The organism is Paenibacillus sp. 2TAB19, assembly GCF_052115185.1.
Classification (GTDB): Bacteria; Bacillota; Bacilli; order Paenibacillales; family Paenibacillaceae; genus Pristimantibacillus.
Genome location: NZ_JBFRGE010000001.1, coordinates 87,886 through 110,903 on the forward strand (window position 1 = coordinate 87,886; position 23,018 = coordinate 110,903).

The 23,018-nt window shown below is 50.1% G+C and carries 19 protein-coding genes; 8 read left to right on the plus strand and 11 right to left on the minus strand.

Features of this window, described 5'->3' with window-relative positions:
- Nucleotide 1 precedes the first annotated feature (1 nt).
- The 3 genes from AB4Z33_RS00400 to AB4Z33_RS00410 form a co-directional block, all read right to left on the minus strand.
- Nucleotides 2-2,821: an EAL domain-containing protein gene (locus AB4Z33_RS00400; protein WP_442047983.1), complete on the minus strand. Its 2,820-nt coding sequence runs from the start codon at nt 2,819-2,821 to the stop codon at nt 2-4.
- Between the two features lie 203 nt (nt 2,822-3,024).
- Nucleotides 3,025-4,431: a glucuronate isomerase gene (gene uxaC / locus AB4Z33_RS00405; RefSeq protein ID WP_442047984.1), complete on the minus strand. Its 1,407-nt coding sequence runs from the start codon at nt 4,429-4,431 to the stop codon at nt 3,025-3,027.
- 18 nt (nt 4,432-4,449) lie between these two features.
- Nucleotides 4,450-5,745, minus strand: coding sequence for a Gfo/Idh/MocA family protein (locus tag AB4Z33_RS00410; protein WP_442047985.1), 1,296 nt, complete (start codon nt 5,743-5,745; stop codon nt 4,450-4,452).
- A gap of 134 nt (nt 5,746-5,879) precedes the next feature.
- Here AB4Z33_RS00410 and AB4Z33_RS00415 point away from each other — a divergent pair, with 134 nt between their 5' ends.
- From AB4Z33_RS00415 to AB4Z33_RS00430, 4 genes are all read left to right on the plus strand, one after another.
- Nucleotides 5,880-6,743: a helix-turn-helix domain-containing protein gene (locus AB4Z33_RS00415; protein WP_442047986.1), complete on the plus strand. Its 864-nt coding sequence runs from the start codon at nt 5,880-5,882 to the stop codon at nt 6,741-6,743.
- Between the two features lie 165 nt (nt 6,744-6,908).
- Nucleotides 6,909-7,913 carry a Gfo/Idh/MocA family protein gene (locus tag AB4Z33_RS00420; protein WP_442047987.1) on the plus strand — a complete coding sequence of 335 codons (1,005 nt, stop codon included), beginning with the start codon at nt 6,909-6,911 and terminating at the stop codon, nt 7,911-7,913.
- Nucleotides 7,914-7,968: 55 nt separating this feature from the next.
- On the plus strand, nt 7,969-8,895 hold the full coding sequence (locus AB4Z33_RS00425) for an AraC family transcriptional regulator (protein ID WP_442047988.1): 927 nt from the start codon (nt 7,969-7,971) through the stop codon (nt 8,893-8,895).
- A gap of 25 nt (nt 8,896-8,920) precedes the next feature.
- The gene (locus AB4Z33_RS00430) at nt 8,921-10,000 is read left to right on the plus strand and encodes a Gfo/Idh/MocA family protein (protein WP_442047989.1); all 1,080 of its coding nucleotides are present in this window, start codon (nt 8,921-8,923) and stop codon (nt 9,998-10,000) included.
- A 124-nt stretch (nt 10,001-10,124) separates the two neighbouring features.
- On the opposite strand, the gene AB4Z33_RS00435 is transcribed toward AB4Z33_RS00430, so the two are convergent.
- The 4 genes from AB4Z33_RS00435 to AB4Z33_RS00450 form a co-directional block, all read right to left on the minus strand.
- Nucleotides 10,125-10,826, minus strand: a complete 702-nt coding sequence (locus AB4Z33_RS00435) for an SDR family oxidoreductase (RefSeq protein WP_442047990.1) — start codon at nt 10,824-10,826, stop codon at nt 10,125-10,127.
- A gap of 40 nt (nt 10,827-10,866) precedes the next feature.
- Complete coding sequence (locus AB4Z33_RS00440; protein WP_442047991.1) at nt 10,867-11,322, minus strand: VOC family protein; 456 nt, start codon at nt 11,320-11,322, stop codon at nt 10,867-10,869.
- A 140-nt stretch (nt 11,323-11,462) separates the two neighbouring features.
- A complete protein-coding gene (locus tag AB4Z33_RS00445; protein WP_442047992.1) occupies nt 11,463-12,545 on the minus strand; it encodes a LacI family DNA-binding transcriptional regulator in 1,083 nt (360 codons plus the stop codon).
- A 66-nt stretch (nt 12,546-12,611) separates the two neighbouring features.
- The gene (locus tag AB4Z33_RS00450; RefSeq protein ID WP_442047993.1) at nt 12,612-13,844 is read right to left on the minus strand and encodes a GTP-binding protein; all 1,233 of its coding nucleotides are present in this window, start codon (nt 13,842-13,844) and stop codon (nt 12,612-12,614) included.
- 407 nt (nt 13,845-14,251) lie between these two features.
- On the opposite strand from AB4Z33_RS00450, the gene AB4Z33_RS00455 reads away from it, so the two are divergent.
- Nucleotides 14,252-14,629 carry an ABC transporter permease gene (locus tag AB4Z33_RS00455; RefSeq protein ID WP_442047994.1) on the plus strand — a complete coding sequence of 126 codons (378 nt, stop codon included), beginning with the start codon at nt 14,252-14,254 and terminating at the stop codon, nt 14,627-14,629.
- A 60-nt stretch (nt 14,630-14,689) separates the two neighbouring features.
- Here the strand turns inward: AB4Z33_RS00455 and AB4Z33_RS00460 are convergent, their stop codons facing one another.
- Complete coding sequence (locus AB4Z33_RS00460) at nt 14,690-15,763, minus strand: Gfo/Idh/MocA family protein (protein ID WP_442047995.1); 1,074 nt, start codon at nt 15,761-15,763, stop codon at nt 14,690-14,692.
- Nucleotides 15,760-16,896: a Gfo/Idh/MocA family protein gene (locus AB4Z33_RS00465; RefSeq protein WP_442047996.1), complete on the minus strand. Its 1,137-nt coding sequence runs from the start codon at nt 16,894-16,896 to the stop codon at nt 15,760-15,762. The genes AB4Z33_RS00460 and AB4Z33_RS00465 overlap by 4 nt, the downstream gene beginning before the upstream one ends.
- Before the next feature lie 146 nt (nt 16,897-17,042).
- Between AB4Z33_RS00465 and AB4Z33_RS00470 the strand changes: the two genes are divergently transcribed.
- The 3 genes from AB4Z33_RS00470 (at nt 17,043) to AB4Z33_RS00480 (ending at nt 19,761) form a co-directional block, all read left to right on the plus strand.
- The gene (locus tag AB4Z33_RS00470; protein WP_442047997.1) at nt 17,043-17,888 is read left to right on the plus strand and encodes an AraC family transcriptional regulator; all 846 of its coding nucleotides are present in this window, start codon (nt 17,043-17,045) and stop codon (nt 17,886-17,888) included.
- 104 nt (nt 17,889-17,992) lie between these two features.
- Nucleotides 17,993-18,442 (plus strand): MarR family winged helix-turn-helix transcriptional regulator, encoded by a 450-nt coding sequence (locus tag AB4Z33_RS00475; protein WP_442047998.1) that lies wholly within the window; start codon nt 17,993-17,995, stop codon nt 18,440-18,442.
- A gap of 74 nt (nt 18,443-18,516) precedes the next feature.
- Nucleotides 18,517-19,761 (plus strand): MFS transporter, encoded by a 1,245-nt coding sequence (locus AB4Z33_RS00480; protein ID WP_442047999.1) that lies wholly within the window; start codon nt 18,517-18,519, stop codon nt 19,759-19,761.
- Here AB4Z33_RS00480 and AB4Z33_RS00485 read toward each other — a convergent pair.
- Nucleotides 19,697-21,556 carry a PAS domain S-box protein gene (locus AB4Z33_RS00485; RefSeq protein ID WP_442048000.1) on the minus strand — a complete coding sequence of 620 codons (1,860 nt, stop codon included), beginning with the start codon at nt 21,554-21,556 and terminating at the stop codon, nt 19,697-19,699. The genes AB4Z33_RS00480 and AB4Z33_RS00485 overlap by 65 nt on opposite strands.
- Nucleotides 21,557-21,788: 232 nt before the next feature.
- Nucleotides 21,789-23,015, minus strand: coding sequence for a 2-oxoglutarate dehydrogenase complex dihydrolipoyllysine-residue succinyltransferase (gene odhB, locus AB4Z33_RS00490; protein WP_442048001.1), 1,227 nt, complete (start codon nt 23,013-23,015; stop codon nt 21,789-21,791).
- Nucleotides 23,016-23,018: the final 3 nt, after the last annotated feature.

Genomic DNA, 23,018 nt, shown 5'->3' on the forward strand with positions numbered 1-23,018 from the left:
ACTACCTCCACTTATCTCTATCATATTCATTCGCGAGAAAATTGTCGGTGATTTCCTTAGCTGTCATTGGTTTGCTGAAATAATAGCCTTGCATTAAGTAACAATCACGATCGCTTAAAAAACGAACATGCTCCTTCGTTTCGACGCCTTCGGCAATGACGCTCAAGTTCAAGTTCCGCGCCAGCGTAATAATCGTATTCGTGATGGCAGCATGATCGTCATCGCTTGTAATGTCCTGTAGGAACGATTTGTCGATTTTTAACGTGTCGATCGGCAGACTGGACAAGTAGCCTAACGACGAATATCCTGTTCCAAAATCGTCAATCGCGATTTTCACTCCTATCCCTTTCAAAGCCTTCATCGTTTTCAACGTTACTTCTTTGTTTTTGATGATTGAATTTTCTGTAAGTTCTAGTTGTAAATTGTCAGGGGCTATTCCCACCTCTTGCAGCACCGATTGGACGGCAACAAACAAATTGTTTTGCTCGAACTGGCGCGCCGACAAATTAATCGACATGCTGTATAACGGATAGCCTAGCTGCTGCCACTCTTTTAATTGTCGGCATGCCGTTCGCAGCACCCATTCGCCGATAGGGACGATAAGAGCCGTTTCCTCGGCGATCGGAATGAACTGATCCGGCGATACAAGCCCGCTCATAGGGCGATTCCAACGCAGCAGCGCCTCAACGCCGACAATTCGGCCAGTCAAGTAATTGATTTGCGGCTGGTAATAGAGCTCTAGTTCTTGTTGATCGAGCGCCTTGTACAGATCGTTCTCGAGCTTAATGATTTCGAACGTTCTCGTATCCATGCCGTTTCGGAAGAAATGATAGCTGTTGCCGGTGATTTCTTTTGATTTGTACATGGCGGTATCCGCGTTCTTGATCAACGTTTCGGTCGTGTCGCCGTGATCGGGATACATGCTGATGCCCATGCTCACCTTCATATAAATTTCGTGGCCCATCAGCTCGAACGGATCGGCGAAGCAGTCGACGACTAGCCGGACAACCTCGATGACCTCGTCTTCGCCTTCGATGTGCGGCAGGAATATCGTGAATTCGTCCCCGCCTTGACGCGATATAGTCGCTTCCTTCGGCACGGAGCGGATCAGCCGGCTGGCGACATCCCGCAGCAGAAGATCACCGTAGCTGTGGCCGAGCGAATCGTTAATGAACTTGAAGCGGTCCATGTCCAAATAAAGGACCGCGAGCTTGCCGCCGTTCTTCTGCGCATGAACCAGCCCTTCATTGAGCTTGTCGATCAGCAGCAGACGGTTAGGCAAATCGGTCAAGCTGTCGAAGTAGGCCCGACGCCTAATCTCCTCCTCCATCTGCTTCCTTTGCGTAATGTCCTTGAAGGTGACCACTTCGCCGACGATTTCGTCCTCTTCCTTAATTGGCGATATGACGTTTTCGACTGGAAAGCTGGAACCGTCCTTCCGATAAAACAGCTCATTCTCATAGTAATGGTCCCATTTGTTGTCGGACTCTTGCTTATGAACGGAGGACTTTTGCTCCTGCTGCTTTCCTTTGAAAATAATCCGCGAGGGCTCGCCGATCATTTCAGTAGAAGAGCTGTAGCCTAACATGGAGACGCCGGCCGGATTGCAGAACGTAATGTTGCGATCGAGGTCTAAGCCGAATATGCCTTCGCCGGCCGAATTAAGAATAAGCTCCTTCTCTCGGCTGAGCTGCTGCAATTCGCTTACGAGGCGTTCAAGCTCGTTATTCTTAACCGTGATTTCAGAGGTCCGCTCTTTGATGATCGTTTCTTGCTTCTCCATATAGAGCAAGTTCGACAGCGTCGACGCCGTYGCGTCCACGATCGATTGCGCGAGCTGCAGCGTAGCCTCGGAATAGAGAAGAGTGCCTTCATCGAGCTTAACGACCGCGATGGAGCCTAGCGCTCCGCCCATCGACACGAGCGGCAGCATCAGCATGCCTTTAATTCCGAAGTTGCGGCAAACCTCATGATTAGGACGGCTGTCCGCATACACGTCCGGAATGAGTACCGCCTTCTTCGTCCGAATGACCTCTTGCACGACCTCATCATTGCTTTCGTCGATTATTATTTTGCTATGGGTGCGCATCCAGTCTTCTTCCGTCCAGTCGCTGTCCTTGCTTAGCTTGGCCGGCTTAATTTTGCTTTCCGTAATCGGATCGAGCAAATGTACGCCGATATTATCGTTCTCCAGCACCTTGCCGAGATAGAAGAAACAGCTGTCCAGACTCTCCTGCATCGTAGAGCACAGCGAGAGGTCGCGAGTGACGTCGAGCAGCAGCTGCTTCTCGGCGATCAAGTTTTCTTTGTGCGCCAAGTTTCTCGCGTTTTGGATCGACACGGCCGCCATATTTACATAAGCTTCCACYGTCTGTATTTCCGAATCGGTCAAGTTCATTGGAATGCCGTAATCGAACAGAAATACAAGTCCGAACAGCTCCTGCTCGAACGAGATGGGAAGCACGAGCAGCGATTTGATATGAAAGCCTTGCACGGCTCTCGGGTCCGGCCGCGAATCTTGAGACGTATCCGGAATATAGATCGTTTTCTTCGTTTCGATGACTTCTTTTGCAAGCAAATCCATCTCGGTGTCGATCACATGCATATCGAGCGTCCAACCGTTAATGACCTCCGGCTTGCCCACATAACCTCTAAAAGTACCGTCCTCTTGGGGTAAATAAATGCCTACAGAATCGCAACCTACGATTTCTTCGGATATGGCCGTCGTTACATGCTCAAGCACGTCTCGCAGTTCAAGCTTCGTATTTATTAACTTCGTGAGATTCGCAAGACGTGAATATCTCATCTGTTCCTTTAACATGACAATACCACCATTCCCTTAGTAAGTTGCCCGTCCGTTCTTGCTGGTCAAATGATTCAGAACCTGCATTTACCAGTATGTATAATTAATCTACAAAATTCTACACAAATCCTATAAATCCTTTATCCGAATTGTCATTTCCAATAAAAAATACCCGAATACACATTTTAGTGTATTCGGGCCTCTATTTCGATCCTTTTTCGTTAAAAACCGAAGTATTGCTTCGCATTGCGGTACGAAATATTTTGCACCATATCACCGAGCAATTCCAGATCGGCAGGCGCTTCGCCGTTCTCCACCCATTCGCCGAGCAGGTTGCATAAAATACGGCGGAAATACTCATGGCGCGTATAGGACAGGAAGCTGCGTGAGTCCGTCAGCATACCGACAAAGCGGCTGAGCAAACCAAGATTAGCCAGCGCGTTCATCTGATCAAGCATGCCGTTTTTCGTATCGTTGAACCACCATGCCGAGCCGAGCTGAATCTTGCCCGGTACGCCGCCGCCTTGATAGCAGCCAATTAGAGCGCCGAGCACGTCGTTGTCGTTCGCGTTAAGCGAATAAACGATCGTATTCGGCAGCAGGTCGTCCGAATCAAGCGCGTCGAGCAGACGAGACAGCGGGTAAGCCACCGAGCTGTCGTTAATGGAATCGAATCCCGTATCCGGGCCGAGCTTGCCGAACATGCGCGCGTTGTTGTTGCGCGCAGCGTTAATATGAAGCTGCATCGCCCAGCCGCGCTGCGCATATTGACGGCCAAGGAACAGCAGCGTATACGTCTTATACTTCTTCTCGTCCTCCAGGCTTACCTTCTCGCCTTGCAGCGCGCGCGCGAATATAGCCGAAGCTTCTTCCTTCGTCGTCTCTGCGTACGCCACATAGTCCAGCGCGTGATCGGATACTTTGCAGCCGACCTCGTCGAAGAACTTCACGCGATCCGCGAGCGCGTCCAGCAGCGCATCGTAGCTGTCGATCGAGCTGGCGGATACTTCCGCAAGCTGCTTGATCCATGGCAGGTAAGTCGCGCGGTTAATCTCAAGCGCCTTATCAGGACGGAATGACGGCAGCACCTGTACGTCGAATTCTTCCAAACCTTTGATTGCGATATGATATTCCAGCGAATCGACAGGATCATCCGTCGTACAAATAACCTCGACGTTCGACATCTTGATCAGATCGCGTGCTTTGAAGCTRCCCGTTGCAAGCTTCGCATTAACCTTCTCCCAGATCACGGGAGCATTCTTCTCATTAATAAGCTCCTGCACGTCGAAGAAACGGCGCAGTTCAAGATGCGACCAATGATACAGCGGGTTGCCGATCGTCTGCGGAACGGTTTTCGCCCAAGCCGCGAACCGCTCGTAATCGGTAGCGCCTTCGCCGCCGGTTACAAGTCTTTCCTCCGCGCCGTTCGCACGCATGGCGCGCCACTTGTAGTGATCGCCGTATAGCCAAGCTTCCGTAATATTGGAGAAGCTCGTATTTTCATAAATCTGTTGCGGGCTTAGATGACAGTGATAATCGATGATTGGCATTTGCTTCGCATAATCGTGATAAAGCGTAACGGCCGTCTCGTTAAATAACAAGAAGTTGTCGTCCATAAATGGCTTCATTGCAGCTTTCCCCCATAATCACTTTTTGTAAAAATGAACCAAATCGTCGATCTGTACCGCCTGACCCGTCTGAATCGAGCGGTTAGCCGCGATGCCCGTCAAAATCGATCTTGCCMCGTCTATGTGATTGGCAGCGCGATTCCACTTATCCTCCACCGGCGTACCGAACAGATCGTTCAACAGAACGGGGTCGCCGCCGCCATGACCGCCGACTCCTTCTTCCACGTCAACCTCGTACGGCGCTCCGAACATCGGGAATACCGTAATCGACTTGTCCTTCAGCGCGCCCTCCTCGGACTTCTTGCCGCCGGAGTTCACGTAAGACTGCTCGACGATATTCATTTCGATGCGGCCTTTTGTGCCGTTGAATGCGATGCGGTAGCCTTCCCATGGCAAGTAAGCGTTTAACGAATAAGTCATAATCGCGTTGTTCTTATAGCGGACAAGCACGCCCATTGTATCTTCGATATTGATGCCGTCTCCGAACACGCTTTGATCTCGCCGGTAGCCGTCCTCGTGTTCCGCGTCCAGGTACATCGATTTCAAATGGTCGTTTTTATCTAAGTGTAGCGCAAAAGGATCGTTCTCGGCAATCGGATTGCCCGTCGCGCGCTCATAAAACTTCGTCTCGCCGCGTTGCTCCGCATTCTCGCGTCCGTAGAACAACAGGTCGCCGAAGGCGAATACCGATTCCGGCTGCGAATCGATCCAGAAGTTAACGAGGTCAAAGTGATGCGTCGACTTATGGACGAGCAAGCCGCCGCTGTTCCCCTTATTGCGATGCCATCTGCGGAAGTAGTCCGCGCCATGCTGCGTGTTAAGCAGCCATTCGAAGTGAACGGACGTTACTTTGCCAATTGCGCCGCTCGCGATCAGTTCTCTCGCCTTCGTATGATGCGGCGCATATCGATAGTTGAACGTGACGCGCACGTTACCGCCCGTGCGTTCTACCGCATCGAGTATTTCCTGGCATTTCTTCTCGTCTACCGTCATCGGCTTCTCCGTTACGACATCGCAGCCCAGCTCCAGGGCGCGAATGATGTACGAATGATGCGTACGGTCCATGCTTGTTACGATTACAGCATCGGGCTTCTCGATTTCGATCATGCGATCGAACTCATTCGACTTATAGGTGTTAACGGCGTTGTAGCCATACTTTTCGGTCAAAATTCGGTTCGCGTAATTCATGCGGGTCTGGTTAATATCACAAAATGCCGTTAGCTCAGACGTTTCCTTGAAATCGGTTGCAAGCGCACCGTAAAAAAATTCAGCCCTGCCGCCGCTGCCTACCAATACATAACGTTTCTTTGTCATTTGATTCGTCCTCCTCTATTTATCTTGGTTTTATTTTAGCGCATAAGAGTAGTATAATTCTCTTCATATTCTGCTTAATTTTGATCAAATACCGCATATCTTGCGCTAATCATACCTTTTGGAGGCTGGAGATCATGCCCACCGAGCAAGAACCGTACAGTTACAGCTTCGGCGACACGCCGGAGCTTTACGTCGAATACATGAAGCGATCAGAAGCGTTCACGATGAGCGTCGACCATTATCACGCCTATTACGAAATCTATTACATGCTGTCGGGAAAACGGCTGTACTTTATTCGCGATCGTTCATACGCCGTCGAGCAAGGCGATCTCGTGTTCATACCGAAGCATGAGCTCCACAAAACGATGCATGCCGGCGAAGCCGCGCACGAGCGTGTCATTATCCACTTCGATGACGCTACAGTCGAGAAATGGTCTTCGGAGCACTTCGGGTATTTGCTTAGCGCGTTCCGGCAAGACAGCCCCATCATTCGCCTGCCGTTGTCCGAACAATATCGCGCCTTGCAGCTCATTCTCCAACTGCTTTCGGAAATAGAGAATAAACCTACGGGATATGAGCTTATCCCCGGCCCGGCTATAACCGAACTGCTGCTTATTGCGGCACGTTACGTGGAGCAGCATGATTTTGCGCCGATGCAACACGAAACTCCGATGCATGCGAAAATAACCGAGGTCGTCCGGCATATTAACGCCAGCTATGCAGAGCCTCTTCGTCTTGGAGACCTATCGGAGCGTTTCTTCATTAGTTCTTATTATCTCAGCCGCATGTTTAAGGAAATTACCGGTTTTGCCTTTTCCGACTACGTCGTTCTGACCCGCATCAAGGAGGCGCAGCGCCTGCTTCGCGATTCAGACAGCTCAATCTCGGAGATCGCGGTTGCCGTCGGTTTCGAGAACTTTTCCCACTTTGGCAAAATGTTCAAGAAGATCGCCCGGCAGTCGCCTCGCGACTATCGCAAGCAGTATGGCAAGAGTTGATCAACTTCCACGAGCTTGATTATCAAAGTGTCGTAATATTGAACATATAAGGTCATGAAATTGCACTAATAATAAGAAAATAAATATGTTACATTTACTTTGTTGTCATAAATTTATATATTGAGGCTATACAATCAACTGCTGAACTAATGGAGAGGTGAATGTATGATTCGCATAGGTAAAATTAGCTATTGGCATGTGCATGCATGGGATTACACGAAGCAAGCTCAGGCGCACCCGGGGACAGAAATTGCGGCCGTATGGGACGAGATTCCTGAACGCGGACGGGAAGCTGCCGAGAAACAAGGCGTTCCATTCTATGAGAATTTGGATGACATGTTAGCGAGAGAAGACATTGACGCCGTTATCGTCGATGCGCCAACCTCGATGCATGCCGAAGTGATCGCGAAGGCGGCACGCGCAGGCAAACATATTTTCACAGAAAAAGTAATTGCGCCGACTTTAAAAGAAACAAATGTTATACTTAACGAAGTAGCAAACAACAAAGTGAAACTTACCGTATCGCTGCCTCGTCTAAATGATAGTTATACGCTCGCGATTCGCGATATTTTGGAGAAGAATCTGCTCGGCAAGTTGACGCTTGTGCGGACACGTTTATCCCATAACGGAGCGATTGCGGACTGGCTGCCTAGCCACTTCTACAACTTGGAGCAATGCGCCGGCGGCGCGCTCATCGATCTTGGTTGTCATCCGATGTACCTCGCTAGATTGTTCCTTGGCGAGATGCCTTCCGAAGTATCCGCTACGTTCAGTTACTTAACTGGCAAAGATGTCGAGGACAACGCGGTATCCGTGCTGTCTACMCCTTCGGGAGCTATCGGTATTGCGGAGGCTGGCTTCGTGAACAGCCACTCGCCATTCACGATTGAAGTCCACGGCACGGAAGGAACGCTGCTGTATGGTACGCCGGACGGCGAACTATTGCTTCGCACGAATGGCGCAAACGGCGAATATGCCGACAAGTGGACGAAGATTCCGTTGCCTGGCAATCGTGAAAGCGCATTCGACCAATGGGTCGGCCATATCAACAACGACACGCAAGCGGATGAGAACATCTCCTTGGCAACCGACCTTACGAAGCTGATGGAAGCTTCTAACCGGTCTGCTCAGGAGAGAAGAGCGATCTCGATCAGCGAGCTTAGCGAGTAGACGGGCATCTGGAACTGCAGAGGAGGAGATGGTTTTGCCTAGCTTCCCATACGAAATGATGAGAGAACGCGAAGATGCGCTGGAACGATTGGAGCTTCACATCAGATGGGGACGTTATGATATCCATGTGCTGCGATTCCATCTCACCCATTTTCCATCCGGCAGAGTCATCGGCTTTCACAAGCATGCGGAGTTCGAATTCCATTTCATTCCTCAAGGCAGAGGCAAGGTCATTATCGTCGATCAGGAGTACGCGCTGAAGTCCGGATTATTGTACTTAACAGGGCCCGAGGTCATGCACTATCAGGAAGCGGATACGGCTGAGGCTATGGACGAGCTTTGTCTTCATGTCGATATTATCGATCGCAGCCTGGAGCAGAACGAGCTTCCCGATGTATACGATGACTGGGAGGATGCGGAAGCCCATGCCTGCGTCGAGAAGCTGAAGGCGCTCCCTGCTTATCCGACGTCCGATCTTCATGAGGCGATGCCGTGTTTCCTTGATGCATACCGGGCTTATAAGGACAACTATACGGGCAGCTATACGACCATTAAGCAAAATGTGATTCAAATTCTGCTGCGTGCTGTCCGCGCATACGAGACGGCAGGCGAGCAGAAGCAATTTCCGACCCGCGACATGAAGGCTTATCGGTACCGGCTCGCAATGGAATACATCCAAGCCAACTATGCCGGGCCGATTACACTGGAGGATGTTGCCGACAAGCTGAATCTCGGCGTAAGGCAAATTCAGCGGTTGTTCAAGGAGCTTCATAACGGGCAATCCTTCAGCCGCATACTCGAAGATATTCGGCTTGCGGCCGTCTGCCGGGAGCTTGTGGCAAGCGAGTTATCCGTAGAGCAAATCGCGAAGAACGCCGGCTTTGCCGCCGGCAACTATTTGCACACCGTCTTTCGCAAGCGTTACGGAATGACCCCTTCCGACTATCGGAAGATGGAACGTCAGACCGTGACTACTTTATAGACTTAATCTGAGGAGGCTATTTAATATGTCACGTACTTATCGTATTGCAATTGTAGGCTGCGGCGGTATCGCCAACGGCAAGCATATGCCGGCACTGTGCAAGCTGAAAAACATTGAAATGGTCGCATTCTGCGATATCGTGGAAGAGCGCGCTGTGGAAGCGTCCCAAAAGTACGGCGCTGAAGGCGCTCGCGTGTACACGAACTATAAAGAATTGCTAACCGATGCTACTATCGACATCGTTCATGTATGTACGCCGAACGATTCGCATGCTGAAATTGCCATTGACGCGCTCGAAGCAGGCAAACATGTTATGAGCGAGAAGCCGATGGCGAAGACGGCTCATGACGCTCAGCGTATGGTTGATGCAGCGAAACGCACAGGCAAAAAATTGACGGTCGGCTACAACAACCGTTTCCGCGCTGACAGCCAACACTTGAAGAAAATTTGCGAGGAAGGCGAGCTTGGCGAAATTTACTTCGCGAAGGCTCACGCGATTCGTCGCYGTGCCGTTCCGACTTGGGGCGTATTCCTCGACGAAGAGAAACAAGGCGGCGGCCCGCTTATCGATATCGGTACGCATGCGCTTGACCTTACGCTGTGGATGATGAACAACTACAAGCCGAAAGTCGTACTCGGCACTTCGTACCACAAGTTGTCGCAACGCGAGAACGCGGCTAATGCATGGGGACCATGGGACCCTGCCAAGTTCACGGTTGAAGATTCCGCATTCGGCATGATCGTGATGGAGAACGGCGCTACGATCTCGCTCGAATCAAGCTGGGCACTCAATACGCTTGAAGTCGACGAAGCGAAATGTACGCTGTCCGGTACAGAAGGCGGAGCCGATATGAAAGACGGCCTTCGCATCAACGGCGAGAAGCACAGCCGCCTGTACACAACGGAGATTGACTTGAAAGCCGGCGGCGTTGCGTTCTACGACGGCGCTACCGAAAGAGACATCGATCTCGAGATGAGATTGTGGATCAAAGCAATCGACGAGGACAAAGATCCTGTCGTGACGCCTGAGCAAGCATTCGTCGTATCCCAAATCCTTGAAGCTATCTACGAATCAGCGAAAACCGGCAAAGCGGTTTACCTATAATTCATTAGAAGCCAGGCAGATACAAACCATCTGCCTGGCTTTCTTATATGTCTCTAGAAGCAGGAGGAGCCCCTGTGAACACATTAGTGTGTTCACAGGGGTTCCTCCCAACTATTCCAAATCACTACAAGCGCATCGGCGCTCCACGATGATCGATGAACAGCGCACCATCTTCCGCCGCTGTCCGTCTCTCCACCAAATCCAATATGCCGCTAGCCGAAGCGTCTGCATCACCTGGCGCTTGCTCACCGCCCATGTCAGTCTGTATCCAGCCGGGATGTACGGCATGAACAAGTATGCCTTGCGGTCCAAGCTCTGCCCGTAGTTGAGCAGAGAACATGTTAAGCGCAGACTTCGACAATGCATAAGAGTAATCTCCGCCGTAAGCGCCAGCCGAGCTACCTGCCTCCGAGCTAATATTGATAACCGCTTGCTGCTCACCTTTGCGCAGCAAAGGCAGGAAATGCTTCAGCACGAGTATCGGCCCATATAGATTCGTCTGGAACGACTGCTCCAGCTGTTCCGCATCCAGCTGTTCCAACTTCTGATCGCGCCCAAGCAGAATAGCCGCGCTGTTAATAATGACATCGAGCCCATCGAACCGAGCCCCTGCCTGCTCACTCGCATATCGGATCGAATTCTCATCCGATACGTCAATCGGCAATAACGTAAGTTGCTCTCCATTTTGCTCGATCAACGGCTGCAGCTTCTCCACAGAAGAGCCTGGTCCTCGTACCCCGGCCAGCACCTCATGTCCACGCTCGCATGCTTCCTTTGCCAAGGCAAGGCCAAGCCCCCGATTTGCACCTGTAATTAATATTCGCATTTCGTCATTTACCTCCATCTATATCCCAGTTGATGCTATCTCATTTATCGTTCTCGAGCAGTTCCAACATAACCTTTAATGATTTGAATGTATCCATATAAGCGTAACGCCCCCCGGTATACTCCCCTTTTTGCACAAGAGGCATACCGTTTTGCTCCATTAAGGCGATCTTCTCCTTCATGCCGTCGACGGCAAAAGCAATATGATGCGGCCCTTCGCCATGCGCGTTCAGATGATCCCTCCATGTGCTCGGATGCTCATCCGGCTCGATCAGCTCAAGCTGAAGCGCTCCCATATCGAAGAACGCAAGCTTCGCCCGAGCTACGGATGATTCGCCGTTATATTCCGTCTGCGCCTTGTCTACCGCATCCGTCCAGAACCAATCAGGCTTATCCACGCCAAAAAACTGTGCGTATGCCTGCGAGGTTGCTTCTATGTCATGCACCAATAGACCAATCTGAGTAATGGTACGATTGCCCAAAATATTATTGTTCATAGCTAACATTCCCCTTTTCGATTAGTGTGCATCTGTGCAAAATCCGAATCGCGGTTTCCTTACATAAGCATCCCCCCTCATTAGCTTCGAATTGCGTGAACACGCGTTTATTTCTTTGTAAGAAGAAGCGCCTCTTCCACTTATGAAGAAGAAGGCGCCCGGCAGGAATCACGTATGATAAGCGAATTCGTCATCGCTATTTGTGAGTAAACTTGACTGCCGTTCTCTATTCCGTCAATTAAATGGCGAGTAAGCTCATCCATCATCGCCGAGAAATCAACGTGAATCGTTGTCAGAGGGGGACTAAATCCGGCGCTCAGACTATGGTCGTCGAAACCTGCGATTGATAGATCATCAGGGACGCGCAAACCTGCTTCTCCTAATGCGCGCATAGCTCCGAAAGCGATGCTGTCGTTGGCTGCGAAGATCGCCGTCGGCAGCTCTCYGCCAAGCTTTAACAGTTCCTTAATCGCCAAGTAGCCGCTTGGTTCATTGAAATCAGCTGCCATCATCCATTGCTTCACAATAGGCAGCCGATTGCGCTCCATGGCCGCCTTGAAACCCTTCCGCCTCGCAACTCCCGAGTACCTGTTCAAATCGCCGTTAATAATCCCAATGCGCGTATGCCCAAGTCCCGCCAAATAATCGATAACAAGACCAGCACCTGCCTCATTATCGAAGTTGAATACAATCCGATTCGGCTCTTGCTCACCAGACATATGATGATCAACGATGCCGACCATGAAGCCCTCCGCGATAAGCTCCTCGATGATCGGCTCCTCATTCGCTGCTCCAATGAAGATGCCGCCATCAATTCGGCGCTGATAGAAACATTCCTTCACCGCTCTCGCTTCCTCCTGCCGCTTCGGATCGCGCACGATATGCGTCAAGACGAAGTAGCCGTATCTCGATGCGCTCTCAATTACTTTCGTCAGCAGCAGACTGGCGATCCAGTCGCTCGATACATCGCCCGAATCGATCATGAACAGGCCGATCGTTCTTGTCTTCTTCCCGGCCAACACTTGCGCTGACAGGTTCGGAAAATAATTATATTGTTCTATGACCTGGAGCACCTTCTGCCTCGTATGCTCCGGAACGTTCGAATAGTTGTTAATGACACGGCTCACCGTACTGCGCGATACGCCAGCAAGCCTGGCAATTTCGGTACTGTTTATTTCCTTGCCCAGCTTGCTCAAATCGATGTACCCACTTCCTGTAAACACGCGTTTATACCGCTATGTTAACAACGATCGCAACCGCTGTCAAACGTCATTTTCGCCTGCTGCTCCTTACATTTCTAATACAGTCGGAAACTCGTCCATGAGCAGGCTCCAATCCGATGCGAGCTCTTGATCGCTGAGAAGGCAGTCATCCAGCGAACCCGTCAGCTCGGCCCGATTCATCGTAATGCCGATGAATACAAGCTTATTGATCCGATCGCCATATTGCTCATCCCATTTGTCCGCAAGCTCCTTCTCTTCGGCGAGCAGCGCCAGCTTTTCGGCCTCCGGAAGCTCGGCAGCCCATAATCCTGCCGGCCCGAATTGAATGGATGGCCCTGCCTGACTTAAGCTTTGGGCCATCCTATTCCGAGTCGCAAGCCAGACAATCCCTTTGGCTCTGACGACCTCCTCAGGCCAGTGCTCCATCCAGGCCATTAATCGCCCTGGGTGGAACGGCTTTGCTCGCTCATAAACGAAAGAAGCGATGCCGTATTCCTCCGTCTCCGGCGTATGGTGCGGCGCTTCCATTTCCTTTATCCAACCCGCTGATCGGCTCGCTTCATCAAAGTTGAACAACGACGTGTGCAAAATATCTTTCGGATTGACCCGTCCTCTTGCAGCGCGTATCAACTTGGCTCTCGGTTGAAGCGCACGCAAAACGCCTTCCAGCTCCGCTAGATCCTCTTCCTCTACTAAATCGCATTTGTTAAGAATAAGCACATCGCAAAACTCGATTTGATCAATAAGCAGATCCACGACTGAGCGCGCATCGTCCTCGGAAGCTGCCTGGCTTCGTTCCAGCAGCGATTCCCCCGAGGAGTAATCATGCCAGAAGCTATAAGCATCCACGACAGTGACCATACAGTCTAATGTGCAGTACCTCGATAGATCAATCCCTTGCTCCTCATCCAAGTAGGTGAACGTCTGCGCTACTGGAACAGGCTCGCTTATACCAGTCGATTCAATCAAAATATAATCGAACCGATTCTCCATCGCAAGCTTCTCTACTTCCCGAAGCAAGTCTTCGCGCAGCGTACAGCAAATGCAGCCATTCGACATTTCCACGAGCTTCTCGTCCGTGCGGGATAACCCGCCGCCGCCTTGAATCAAGTCGGCATCGATATTGACCTCGCTAAGGTCATTGACGATAACAGCTACTTTTAATCCTTCCCGATTGTTCAGTACATGGTTCATAATCGTCGTTTTTCCAGCACCCAAATAACCGCTCAGCACCGTGACCGGAATTTTGTTGCGGCTCTTCGTTTTGTCCAAAATGCTCAATTTGCTCAAAATGCTCATCTTAAGTGACCCCTCGTTTCCAATTGTTATATCGTAATTATTACGATTAGATATCGAAAGAAAAACCGATTCACATCGGTTTAATCGTAATTGTTACGATTAAGTGAGTATATCAGTCCATAAGGATCTCGTCAATGTATGTGCACCACTCTACTTTTCCGGGCTCATATCCAATCAATAAACTTTTGAGCTACATACTCTATTATATAGCTCATGCCAGATTAATAGAGGACGGTGGCGGAATGTTTAAAAAGCAAACAGTATGCTCTCCCAAGAAACAGGTATGTCATGTAAAAAATCGCGTGACGAAATGCGCAAAACGGCCGACGAAAAAAAGATGCTCCTGCAAAAAACATACTTGTGGATGCAATTCGGCGTTTAGAGCTATTGCCAATGCGGTCCAGCCCGTGCCTGGCGCAGGAGGCAACCCGTTCCCTCAGGTATTGTACGGTTTGGAGCAATTCGATCTCAATAATGAATATGATCCCGCAACATCGACGTTTATTCCGAAGAGAAGCGGCGTATATTCAATTACTGCAAGTGTCAGATTCGACAGTAACGCATCTGGAGCGGTTGATGTCGGACTAGCGATCCGGGCAAACGACGCGCCTATCCTAACCGATCGCGAAACGTTCCCGTTCGGCGACGGAAGCATTGATGCGGGCGGACTTGCCCGGCTGCGCGTCGGCGATCGGGTACAAGTTTTTTTTACGATTAGCGGTGTTGCAGGCGGCAACATTGAAGCAAACGTAGGCACACGTTTTGAAGGAGCACGAATCGGTTAATTCACAATAAAGAGGCCGCAAGCGATTGATGCGCTTACGGCCTGACTATAATTAAGCGGATTATTCGACCTTCACCGCTTGTTTCTGTGCGATCAAGCTCAGCTCCGCTGCCTTAAACGTATGCTTCTGTGTCATGGCAAGCTCCGTGCCGTTCAAGCAGTCGAGAATGAGCCCGCCAAAGTACGGGAAACCGACTTGGCCGCTTACCTGCATCCGCTGCTCGCCGTCCGCGTTGACCAAATACACTTGATCACCTGCGGAATCCCGTGCAATATCTACATACTTTCGAAGCTCGATGTATCCTTCCGTGCCCATAATAATCATACGGCCGTCCCCCCATGTGCTTAGGCCGCTCGGCGTGAACCAGTCTACGCGAAAATAGCCAGTCGCTCCGTTCTCGCCGACGATGGACATATCGCCGAAGTCCTCTAGCTCGGGGTATTGCTTATTATTGTAGTTTGCAACTTTACTGTTCACGACCGTTGCGTTTTTGTTGCCGGTAAAGTAAAGGAATTGCTCCACCTGGTGAGAGCCGATATCGCATATAATGCCGCCATACTTCTCCTTCTGGAAGAACCACTCCGGTCGCGAATGCGCGTTCAGGCGGTGAGGACCAAGGCCGATGACCTGCAGCACTCTGCCAATCGCGCCTTGTTCGATTAACTGTCCGGCGAACACGGCACTTTCCACATGCAACCGTTCGCTATAATAGACCGCATATTTCTTGCCCGTATCGGCATACGCTTGCCGAGCATCTTCAAGCTGCTCCAGCGTCGTGAACKGAGCTTTGTCGGTGAAATAATGTTTTCCTGCGCGCATAACGCTAACGCCAAGCGGCCCGCGGTCCGACGTCACCGCCGCTGCAGCAACAAGCTGAACCTGCGAATCGTCCAATATTTGCTCTAGCGACTCTGCCGCTTTCGCCTGCGGATATGTCTTCAAGAAAGCTTCTACCCGAGCAGGTTCTGTGTCGTATACCCATTTAAGCTCAGCGCCCGCTTCCAATAGACCGTTGCACATGCCATAGATATGCCCATGATCCAAACTAACCGCCGCGAAAACAAACTGTCCCGGCTCAGCTACCCGATTGGGCTTGCCTTTAGGGGCGTAATTCATACCGTCAGCTTTACTCATTGTGCAGTCACTTCCTTCTTAAACGTCGAATTGGCAATACGATCCTGCAAATACTCGTAGTATTTCTCCTCATCGATCGGCAAGTCGACCCAATTATCCGTCCAAGTGGACAGCAGCATCGCGTTGGACAGCATCAATCCTTTAATGCCTTCCTCGCCGGGAGCAATAAGCGGCTCATCGCGCAGAATCGCATTGACCCAGTTCTGCGTAATGCCCTTGTGATCCGGGTAGCTGCCTTCAACCGGTATGTCCATCTTCCAGCATTCCGGTTGACCAAAGCTGCCTTTGTAGCTGTTGTTAAATTCCTTCTCCGATACGCGCAATCTCCAGAACGTAAGTTTATTGTCCTCGATAACAACCTTACCTCGGTCGCCGCTAATTTCCAGCCTGTTCGTGCCCGGCGCCTCGCCTGTCGTCGTTACGAATACGCCCGTTGCCCCGTTCTCATATTCGACGAAAGCCGTTACGTCGTCCTCTACTTCGATATTGCGATGTTTGCCGAAGTAACAGAAGGCGCGGACGCGCGTCGGCATCATACCGATCGTCCATTGCCATAGATCAAGCTGATGCGGGTCTTGGTTAAGCAGTACGCCGCCGCCTTCGCCTGCCCATGTGGCGCGCCAAGTGCCCGAATCATAATAGGATTGCGAACGATACCAATTTGTAATAATCCAGTTCGTACGCTTAATCTCGCCAAGCTCGCCGGAATCGATCAAATCCTTCAGCTTCACGTATAGCGGATTGGTCCGTTGATTGTACATCATGCTGAACTTCACATTCGTCTTGCGGCTAGCGTCGTTCATCTCGCGAACTTGCTTCGTATAGACTCCGGCTGGTTTCTCGCAAAGCACATGCAGACCACGTTCGAAACACGCGATCGCAAGCTCGGGATGAGAGAAATGCGGAGTTGCGATTAACACGCCGTCAACAAGACCGGAGTCCATCATCTCATAGGGATCCGCGAATAAACCAACCTGATCGCCAAGCTGCTCCTTTGCCCATGCAAGGCTAGCAGGTACGCTGTCGCTAACGGCCGTCAGAACGACACCGCTAACCTCGCCTTTCTTTAAATATCCGATATGTCCCTTGCCCATATTGCCAAGTCCGATGATACCCAATCGTACGGTTTGCATCCGCCATTTCCCCTTTGTGTTGGTTTACTTGAATCGTACCACTTCAGAGCGAAAGCGACTTCATTCGCATTAGCTTGTATCCGCTTTAATTTAACTCTGGTTGGTGTATAATGAGTTTATTTACACAAGGAGGACTCGGGTGAGCAATGAGTACGCAGCATAAAATCTCCAAGCCTTTCACAATCGGGACAAGCTCCAATTATAACGCGCAAATTCAATACCATACCCATTTTCATTATGAAATCTATTACTTCCATGACGGTAAAGCCAACTATCTTATCAATGATCGCATTTATGTGCTCGAACCTGGCGATTTGCTTCTTATGCACGGCACAACGCTGCACCGAGCCAATGTCGATCCAAACGTGCTGTACCATCGTTCGACGCTGCATTTCGACCCCTATTATTTCAAGCAGTTCATTCAACCGCCCTTTGCAGCCGATTTGCTAGCTCCATTCCAGAAGCTGCAGAACGTGAGGCTGCAGCTTCGTGGTGAGGACAAGCAGGAAATAGAGACGATATTCGCCAAGCTGGTGCAATTCCATAATGAATCATCCACCTATGCGTTCCAACGGTTTCAAGCACTGTTTCTTGAATTCATGATTATTATTAACGAGCATTGCAAGCAACCATTGCAGGAGATAGCGACCTTACCGTCGCCGAAGGAACATCACGTTCAATCAATCATCTCCTATGTGRAGAAGCATTATGCCGACGACGTTACGCTTGACGCGATCCAAGCCGAGCTGCATCTAAGCAAATATTATTTGGCCAAAACGTTTAAGGAAGTAACCGGCATGACCATCTTTCAATTTCTGATGCAGCGCCGTATTTATCAAGCAAAGATCGAGCTCACTCAGGGCAAGCAGCCGATTACCGATATTGGTTACGAGGTCGGATTTAAGCATCCGTCTCATTTCAGCCGTGCCTTCAAGCTGCAATTAAAAGTAACGCCTGAACAATACCGCAAGCAGCATCAGCTTCGTATTTAACTCCGTTTTGCGCCGACAACCTTTCCTTGACCTAATTAGTTGTTACGCGTATTATTGTTATATCAACTATTTTAGATTCGAATTGCGAAGAAGGTGAATGAACAGTGGAATTCAAACATTCAGTCGGCTATATGATCTCAAATACAGGCCGCAAGCTCAATCAAAGCTTACAGCAGCTATTTCACCATTCAGACGTTACGCCTGAGCAATGGTCGCTTCTCATGACATTAGACGAGAAGGATGGGATCAGCCACAAGGAACTCGCACAGCGTTCCGAGAAGGATCCTGCCAACATCACGCGCTTAGTCGATCAATTGGAGAAAAAAGGGCTCGTGCGACGGGCAGCGCATCCGAATGATCGAAGATCGCTCCTGCTTCACTTAACCGATCTTGGAAGATCGGCAGCGCACACGCTAGCTCCTATAGAAGCCGCATATGTCCGGCAGATCGTTTCCGGCATCTCACCGGAAGAAGTTCAATTGTTCATGCAATTCATGAACAAAGTGAACCGTAACATCGAGAACGCACAAGACATTCAACCTTTAAACGGCTGACGTTGCATTCCAGCGATTACAGCTTTTTTTGTGTTTAGGCAAAAAAACGACAACATCCGAGAGGGGAACCTGCAGTGATAGACAATCATAAATTATGGACCAAAGATTTTGTTAAAGTCTGCTTAAGCAGTTTTTTCTTATTTCTGAGCTTTTATATTATGKCTACCGCCTTATCGGGTTACGTTACCGATGGTCTCGGCCGATCTGAATCACAGGCGGGATTGGCAATGACCGTCTTCATTATCGCCGCCGTACTGCTTCGCCCGTTCACCGGCCAGCTAATGGACAAATTTGGCGAGAGGAAGATCGTATTCGTTTCGCTATTGCTATTCTTTTTATTTTCCGTCGCATACTTAGGCGTATATAGCTTCGGCATGCTGCTGCTTGTCCGTTTTCTTCACGGAGGAACGTTCGCAATCGGCACAACCTCAACGAACACAACCGCGATTAGCATTATGCCTGAGAATCGCAAGGGCGAAGGTATTAGTTACTTCAGCTTGTTCATGAGCCTAGCGATGGTGATTGGTCCGTTCGTCGGGCTGACGATTACGAAACACGGCGGCTACAATTCACTGTTTATGTTATGCGCCGTATTTGCGCTAATCGCTTTTGCACTAGGAGCAAGTGCTAAGAGCAAATCGACTGCAAAAGCCCAGGAGGCATCGAAGGCGCAATCGGGGCTATCTCAGACTACACATACCCAGGTTAAGACTAAGCTGCAATGGAGTAATCTCTTCGAACGTAAAGTATTGCCTATTGCCGTTAGCGGCTTCGTCGTCGCATTCGCTTACAGCGGACTCGTAACCTTCATGTCCGTCTTCGCAGCCGATCGTGCCATTGACGATTATGCCAGCTACTTCTTCGTCTGCTTCGGCATTATGATCGTCCTGCCTCGTCCAATCGTAGGCAAGCTGCTCGATCGAGTGTCCGAGCATTATATCGTCTATCCGAGCATTGCCGTCTTTGCCATCGGCTTGTTCATGCTAAGCGCTGCACATTCACCGCTTATGCTGCTCGTATCGGGCGCCGTCATCGGACTTGGCTATGGAGCTCTGCTTCCATGCTTCCAGACGATTGCCGTGCTGGCCGCTCCGCCACATCGCAGAGGACTTGCTACGGCAACGTTCTTTATCCTATTCGATTTGGGCTACGGCATCGGATCCTTTTGCCTTGGCTTAATCGCTACTCACTACGGCTACACCGCCATGTATCTCATTTGCGGCAGCATCGTTGCCTTATCTTCTGTTGTTTATTTCATTCTGCATCATAAGCGCCGCCAGGCAGCCGTTCCTGATCTGAATCTTGAGCAGGCAATGTAATTTCGATAGTCGTGCCTTCATTTTGCTTACTGTATAGATGCAGCGTGCCGTTATGGGCCTCAATGATTCGGGAACTGATCATCAGACCAAGACCAGTTCCCTTTTCCTTGGTCGTTACAAACGGCTCGCCAATCTTGGCAATGAGCTCCTCAGGTATACCTTGCCCCTCATCCTTAATTCGAATGCATATGTCGTTCTCAGCTGTAAGAACAGCCGATATATCCACAACGCCACCTCCAGGCATTGCTTCTATCGCGTTTTTGATGACATTCAGAAACACCTGCTTCAGCTGATTCTCATTGCAATATACGGCTGGCATTTCGAGCCCGAGCTCCACCTTAATCTCGACGTTAAGCAGAATCGCCTGCGTCTCCAAGATCGACAGCACGCTTTGCATAATCGGCTCGATATGTCCGCTGCTGAATTGCGAGAAATGCGGCTTCGCAAGCGTCATAAATTCGTTCACAATGAGGTTAATACGATCAATCTCCCCAGCCATAATATCAAAATAGTGCGAATGATCGTCGTACTTCGCTTTAAGCAGCTGGGTAAACCCTTTAAGTGCTGTTAACGGATTGCGGATCTCATGCGCTACACCAGCCGCCAATTGGCCAATGACCGAGAGCTTCTCCGAACGAACCAGCATTTCCTCCGATCGCTTTCGGTTTGTCAGATCCCTTATAACGCTAAGCAGTACGTTTTTGCCCATGTAATCATTTATACGTATGCTTGATATTTCGACGTCGACATATCTTCCGTCCGAACAGCGAACGATGCTTTCGGTGAAAGGGGCGATATCCTCAGACAAAATAATTTCATCCATCCGCATCGTTGTTTTCGCTTGGAAAGTTGGATGTATGAAGTTGATTACGTTTTGCCCGATTACATCATTGCCATCCTTAGCCCCTATTAATTCAAGCGCAAGCTTATTTGCATATATAACCTGGCCATCGTCAGTTAATACGATAGCCTCAGGAATGAATTTAATAATTTTCTGATACATGAGTGCTGTCATGCGAAGCTGCTGCTCCTGCTCATGCTTGAACGTAACGTCTTGCACAATACCTAGCATAACCTCCTCGCCTTCTATCGTTGTAATCGAGGAGCTGCCTTCAATATACATAACGCTGCCGTCCTTGCGCCGTCCTTTCAATCTCAGATGAATCTTAGTCGTTCCCTTGCTTAAACTGTCCATCACTTCATGCCTAATCTTTCTCAGATCGCCATCATCCAGCAAATCTCGCACTCTAATATGTATAAACTCCTCCGGTGTATAACCGTACATCTCCGCGAAGTGCGGATTTGTATATGTAATTTCATCTCCTTGCGCGACGAAAACTCCTGCAACCGTGTTTTCAATTACCGTCTTGTACAGCTTCTCCTTCTCGTTAAGGGAAGCCTCCATACGGATCCGATCGGATAAATCGCGGATAAGGAGCTGAATCCCCCGTTTGCCATCATAAGTAACGGCTACTGCCTTGATTTCGACTTCAAAAGCAGTTCCATCCATGCGCAGCAGCTTCTTCACTTGAAGGTTCGAGGGGCCAACCTCGCTAAGCAGATACTCCACATGTGCCGGGAGGCAGTACAAGTAATCCGGATGCACGAATTGGACGATCGGCACCCCGATCACGTCTTCCAGCTTCCCTGCCTTGAAAAGCCGAAGTGCAGAGTCATTCGCGAAAACGAGGTCATAATCGACAAATACAACGAGAGCGTCAGGCAGCATCTGAACCAAATGCCTATAACGCTCCTCGCTCTCCAACATGAATAGATCACACTTGTTTATCGACATATGCTATCCCACCTATATGTGCATTTGCATGTAAATTTGTCATCATCATTGAATAATGTTCAACGTGCAAAACCATTGTCCTGCTTAATACCTATTAAATTTGTTTGACCATCGATTTTCTTGTCAATGCAGAAGGTCATTGTAGAAGCCGCAACTCACCGCCAACATTGAAAAAGCCCGTGGAAGCAACAAAGTTGCTGCCCACGGGCTTAAGATTGAATAGGTAATGAACTTAGCYTTCAAGAAGAAGAGCTTCCGGATCTTCAAGCAGGTTCTTAACGGTAACTAGGAAACGAACCGCTTCGCTGCCATCTACGATACGGTGATCGTAAGAAAGAGCGATGTACATCATTGGACGGTTAGCCATCTCTGTATCGTTAATGGCGACCGGACGAATTTGGATCTTGTGCATGCCGAGAATACCTACTTGCGGCGTGTTCAAGATTGGAGTCGAAAGCAAGGAGCCGAAGACGCCGCCATTCGTAATCGTGAAGCTTCCTCCGCTTAGGTCGCTAAGCGCAAGCGTGTTCGAACGAGCTTTCGATGCAAGCTCGCCGATGCTTTTCTCGATCTCAGCGAAGCTAAGACGATCTGCCTCGCGTACGACAGGAACGACAAGACCTTCCTTCGCGGATACGGCAATACCGATATCGTAGAATTTCTTAACGACGATATCTTCGCCGTCGATTTCTGCGTTAAGCAGCGGGAACGCTTTGAGCGCGCCAACGACTGCTTTCGTGAAGAAGGACATGAAGCCGAGGTTCACATCGTTTTTCTCGAAGAACGATTGCTTGCGGCGTTTGCGCAAGTCAAGAATCGCTGTCATATCAACTTCGTTGAACGTTGTCAGCATCGCAGCTGTACGTTGCGCTTCAACGAGACGGTTCGCGATTGTTGCCCGGCGGCGCGACATGCGCTTGCGTTCAACCGGCTTGCCGCTCACGGCTTGCGGCTGAGCAGCAGGTGCTGCTGCCGCTGGAGCTGCTGCAGCAGCTTGTCCGCCTTGCGACGACAATACATCGCCGGAAGAAATGCGGCCGGCTTGGCTTTGCGCTTGCGTCAGATCGATGCCTTGCTCGCGAGCCAGCTTGCGAACAGCCGGCGAAGCGTTAACAGATGCTGCTCCAGCAGCTACTGGCGCTTGCACAGCTGCAGGCGCAGCGGCTGCTGGCTGTGCAGGAGCTGCGACAGGTGCTGCCGCTGGTGCAGGTGCTGCGCCGCCTGCGGAAGCGCCGATCGAACCGATCGCTTCGCCTACAAGTACAACCTCTCCGTCGCCTTTTGCAATGCGCGAGACAACACCGCTGCTGTCTGCGCTGATCTCGATATTTACTTTATCCGTTTCCAGCTCCAGAAGGACGTCGCCCTGATTGACGGAATCGCCTTCCTTCACAAACCATTTCGTAATTGTACCTTCCGAAATCGACTCTCCCAATTCCGGCACAATAATTTCTGCCATCGG

Excerpts from the sequence above, each read along its gene's own strand:
- AB4Z33_RS00450 (WP_442047993.1), bottom strand. The coding sequence starts at position 13,844 with ATGAGCATTTTGAGCAAATTGAGCATTTTGGACAAAACGAAGAGCCGC.
- AB4Z33_RS00425 (WP_442047988.1), top strand. The coding sequence starts at position 7,969 with ATGATGAGAGAACGCGAAGATGCGCTGGAACGATTGGAGCTTCACATC.
- AB4Z33_RS00465 (WP_442047996.1), bottom strand. The coding sequence starts at position 16,896 with ATGCAAACCGTACGATTGGGTATCATCGGACTTGGCAATATGGGCAAG.
- AB4Z33_RS00415 (WP_442047986.1), top strand. The coding sequence starts at position 5,880 with ATGCCCACCGAGCAAGAACCGTACAGTTACAGCTTCGGCGACACGCCG.
- AB4Z33_RS00435 (WP_442047990.1), bottom strand. The coding sequence starts at position 10,826 with ATGCGAATATTAATTACAGGTGCAAATCGGGGGCTTGGCCTTGCCTTG.
- AB4Z33_RS00440 (WP_442047991.1), bottom strand. The coding sequence starts at position 11,322 with ATGAACAATAATATTTTGGGCAATCGTACCATTACTCAGATTGGTCTA.
- AB4Z33_RS00485 (WP_442048000.1), bottom strand. The coding sequence starts at position 21,556 with ATGTCGATAAACAAGTGTGATCTATTCATGTTGGAGAGCGAGGAGCGT.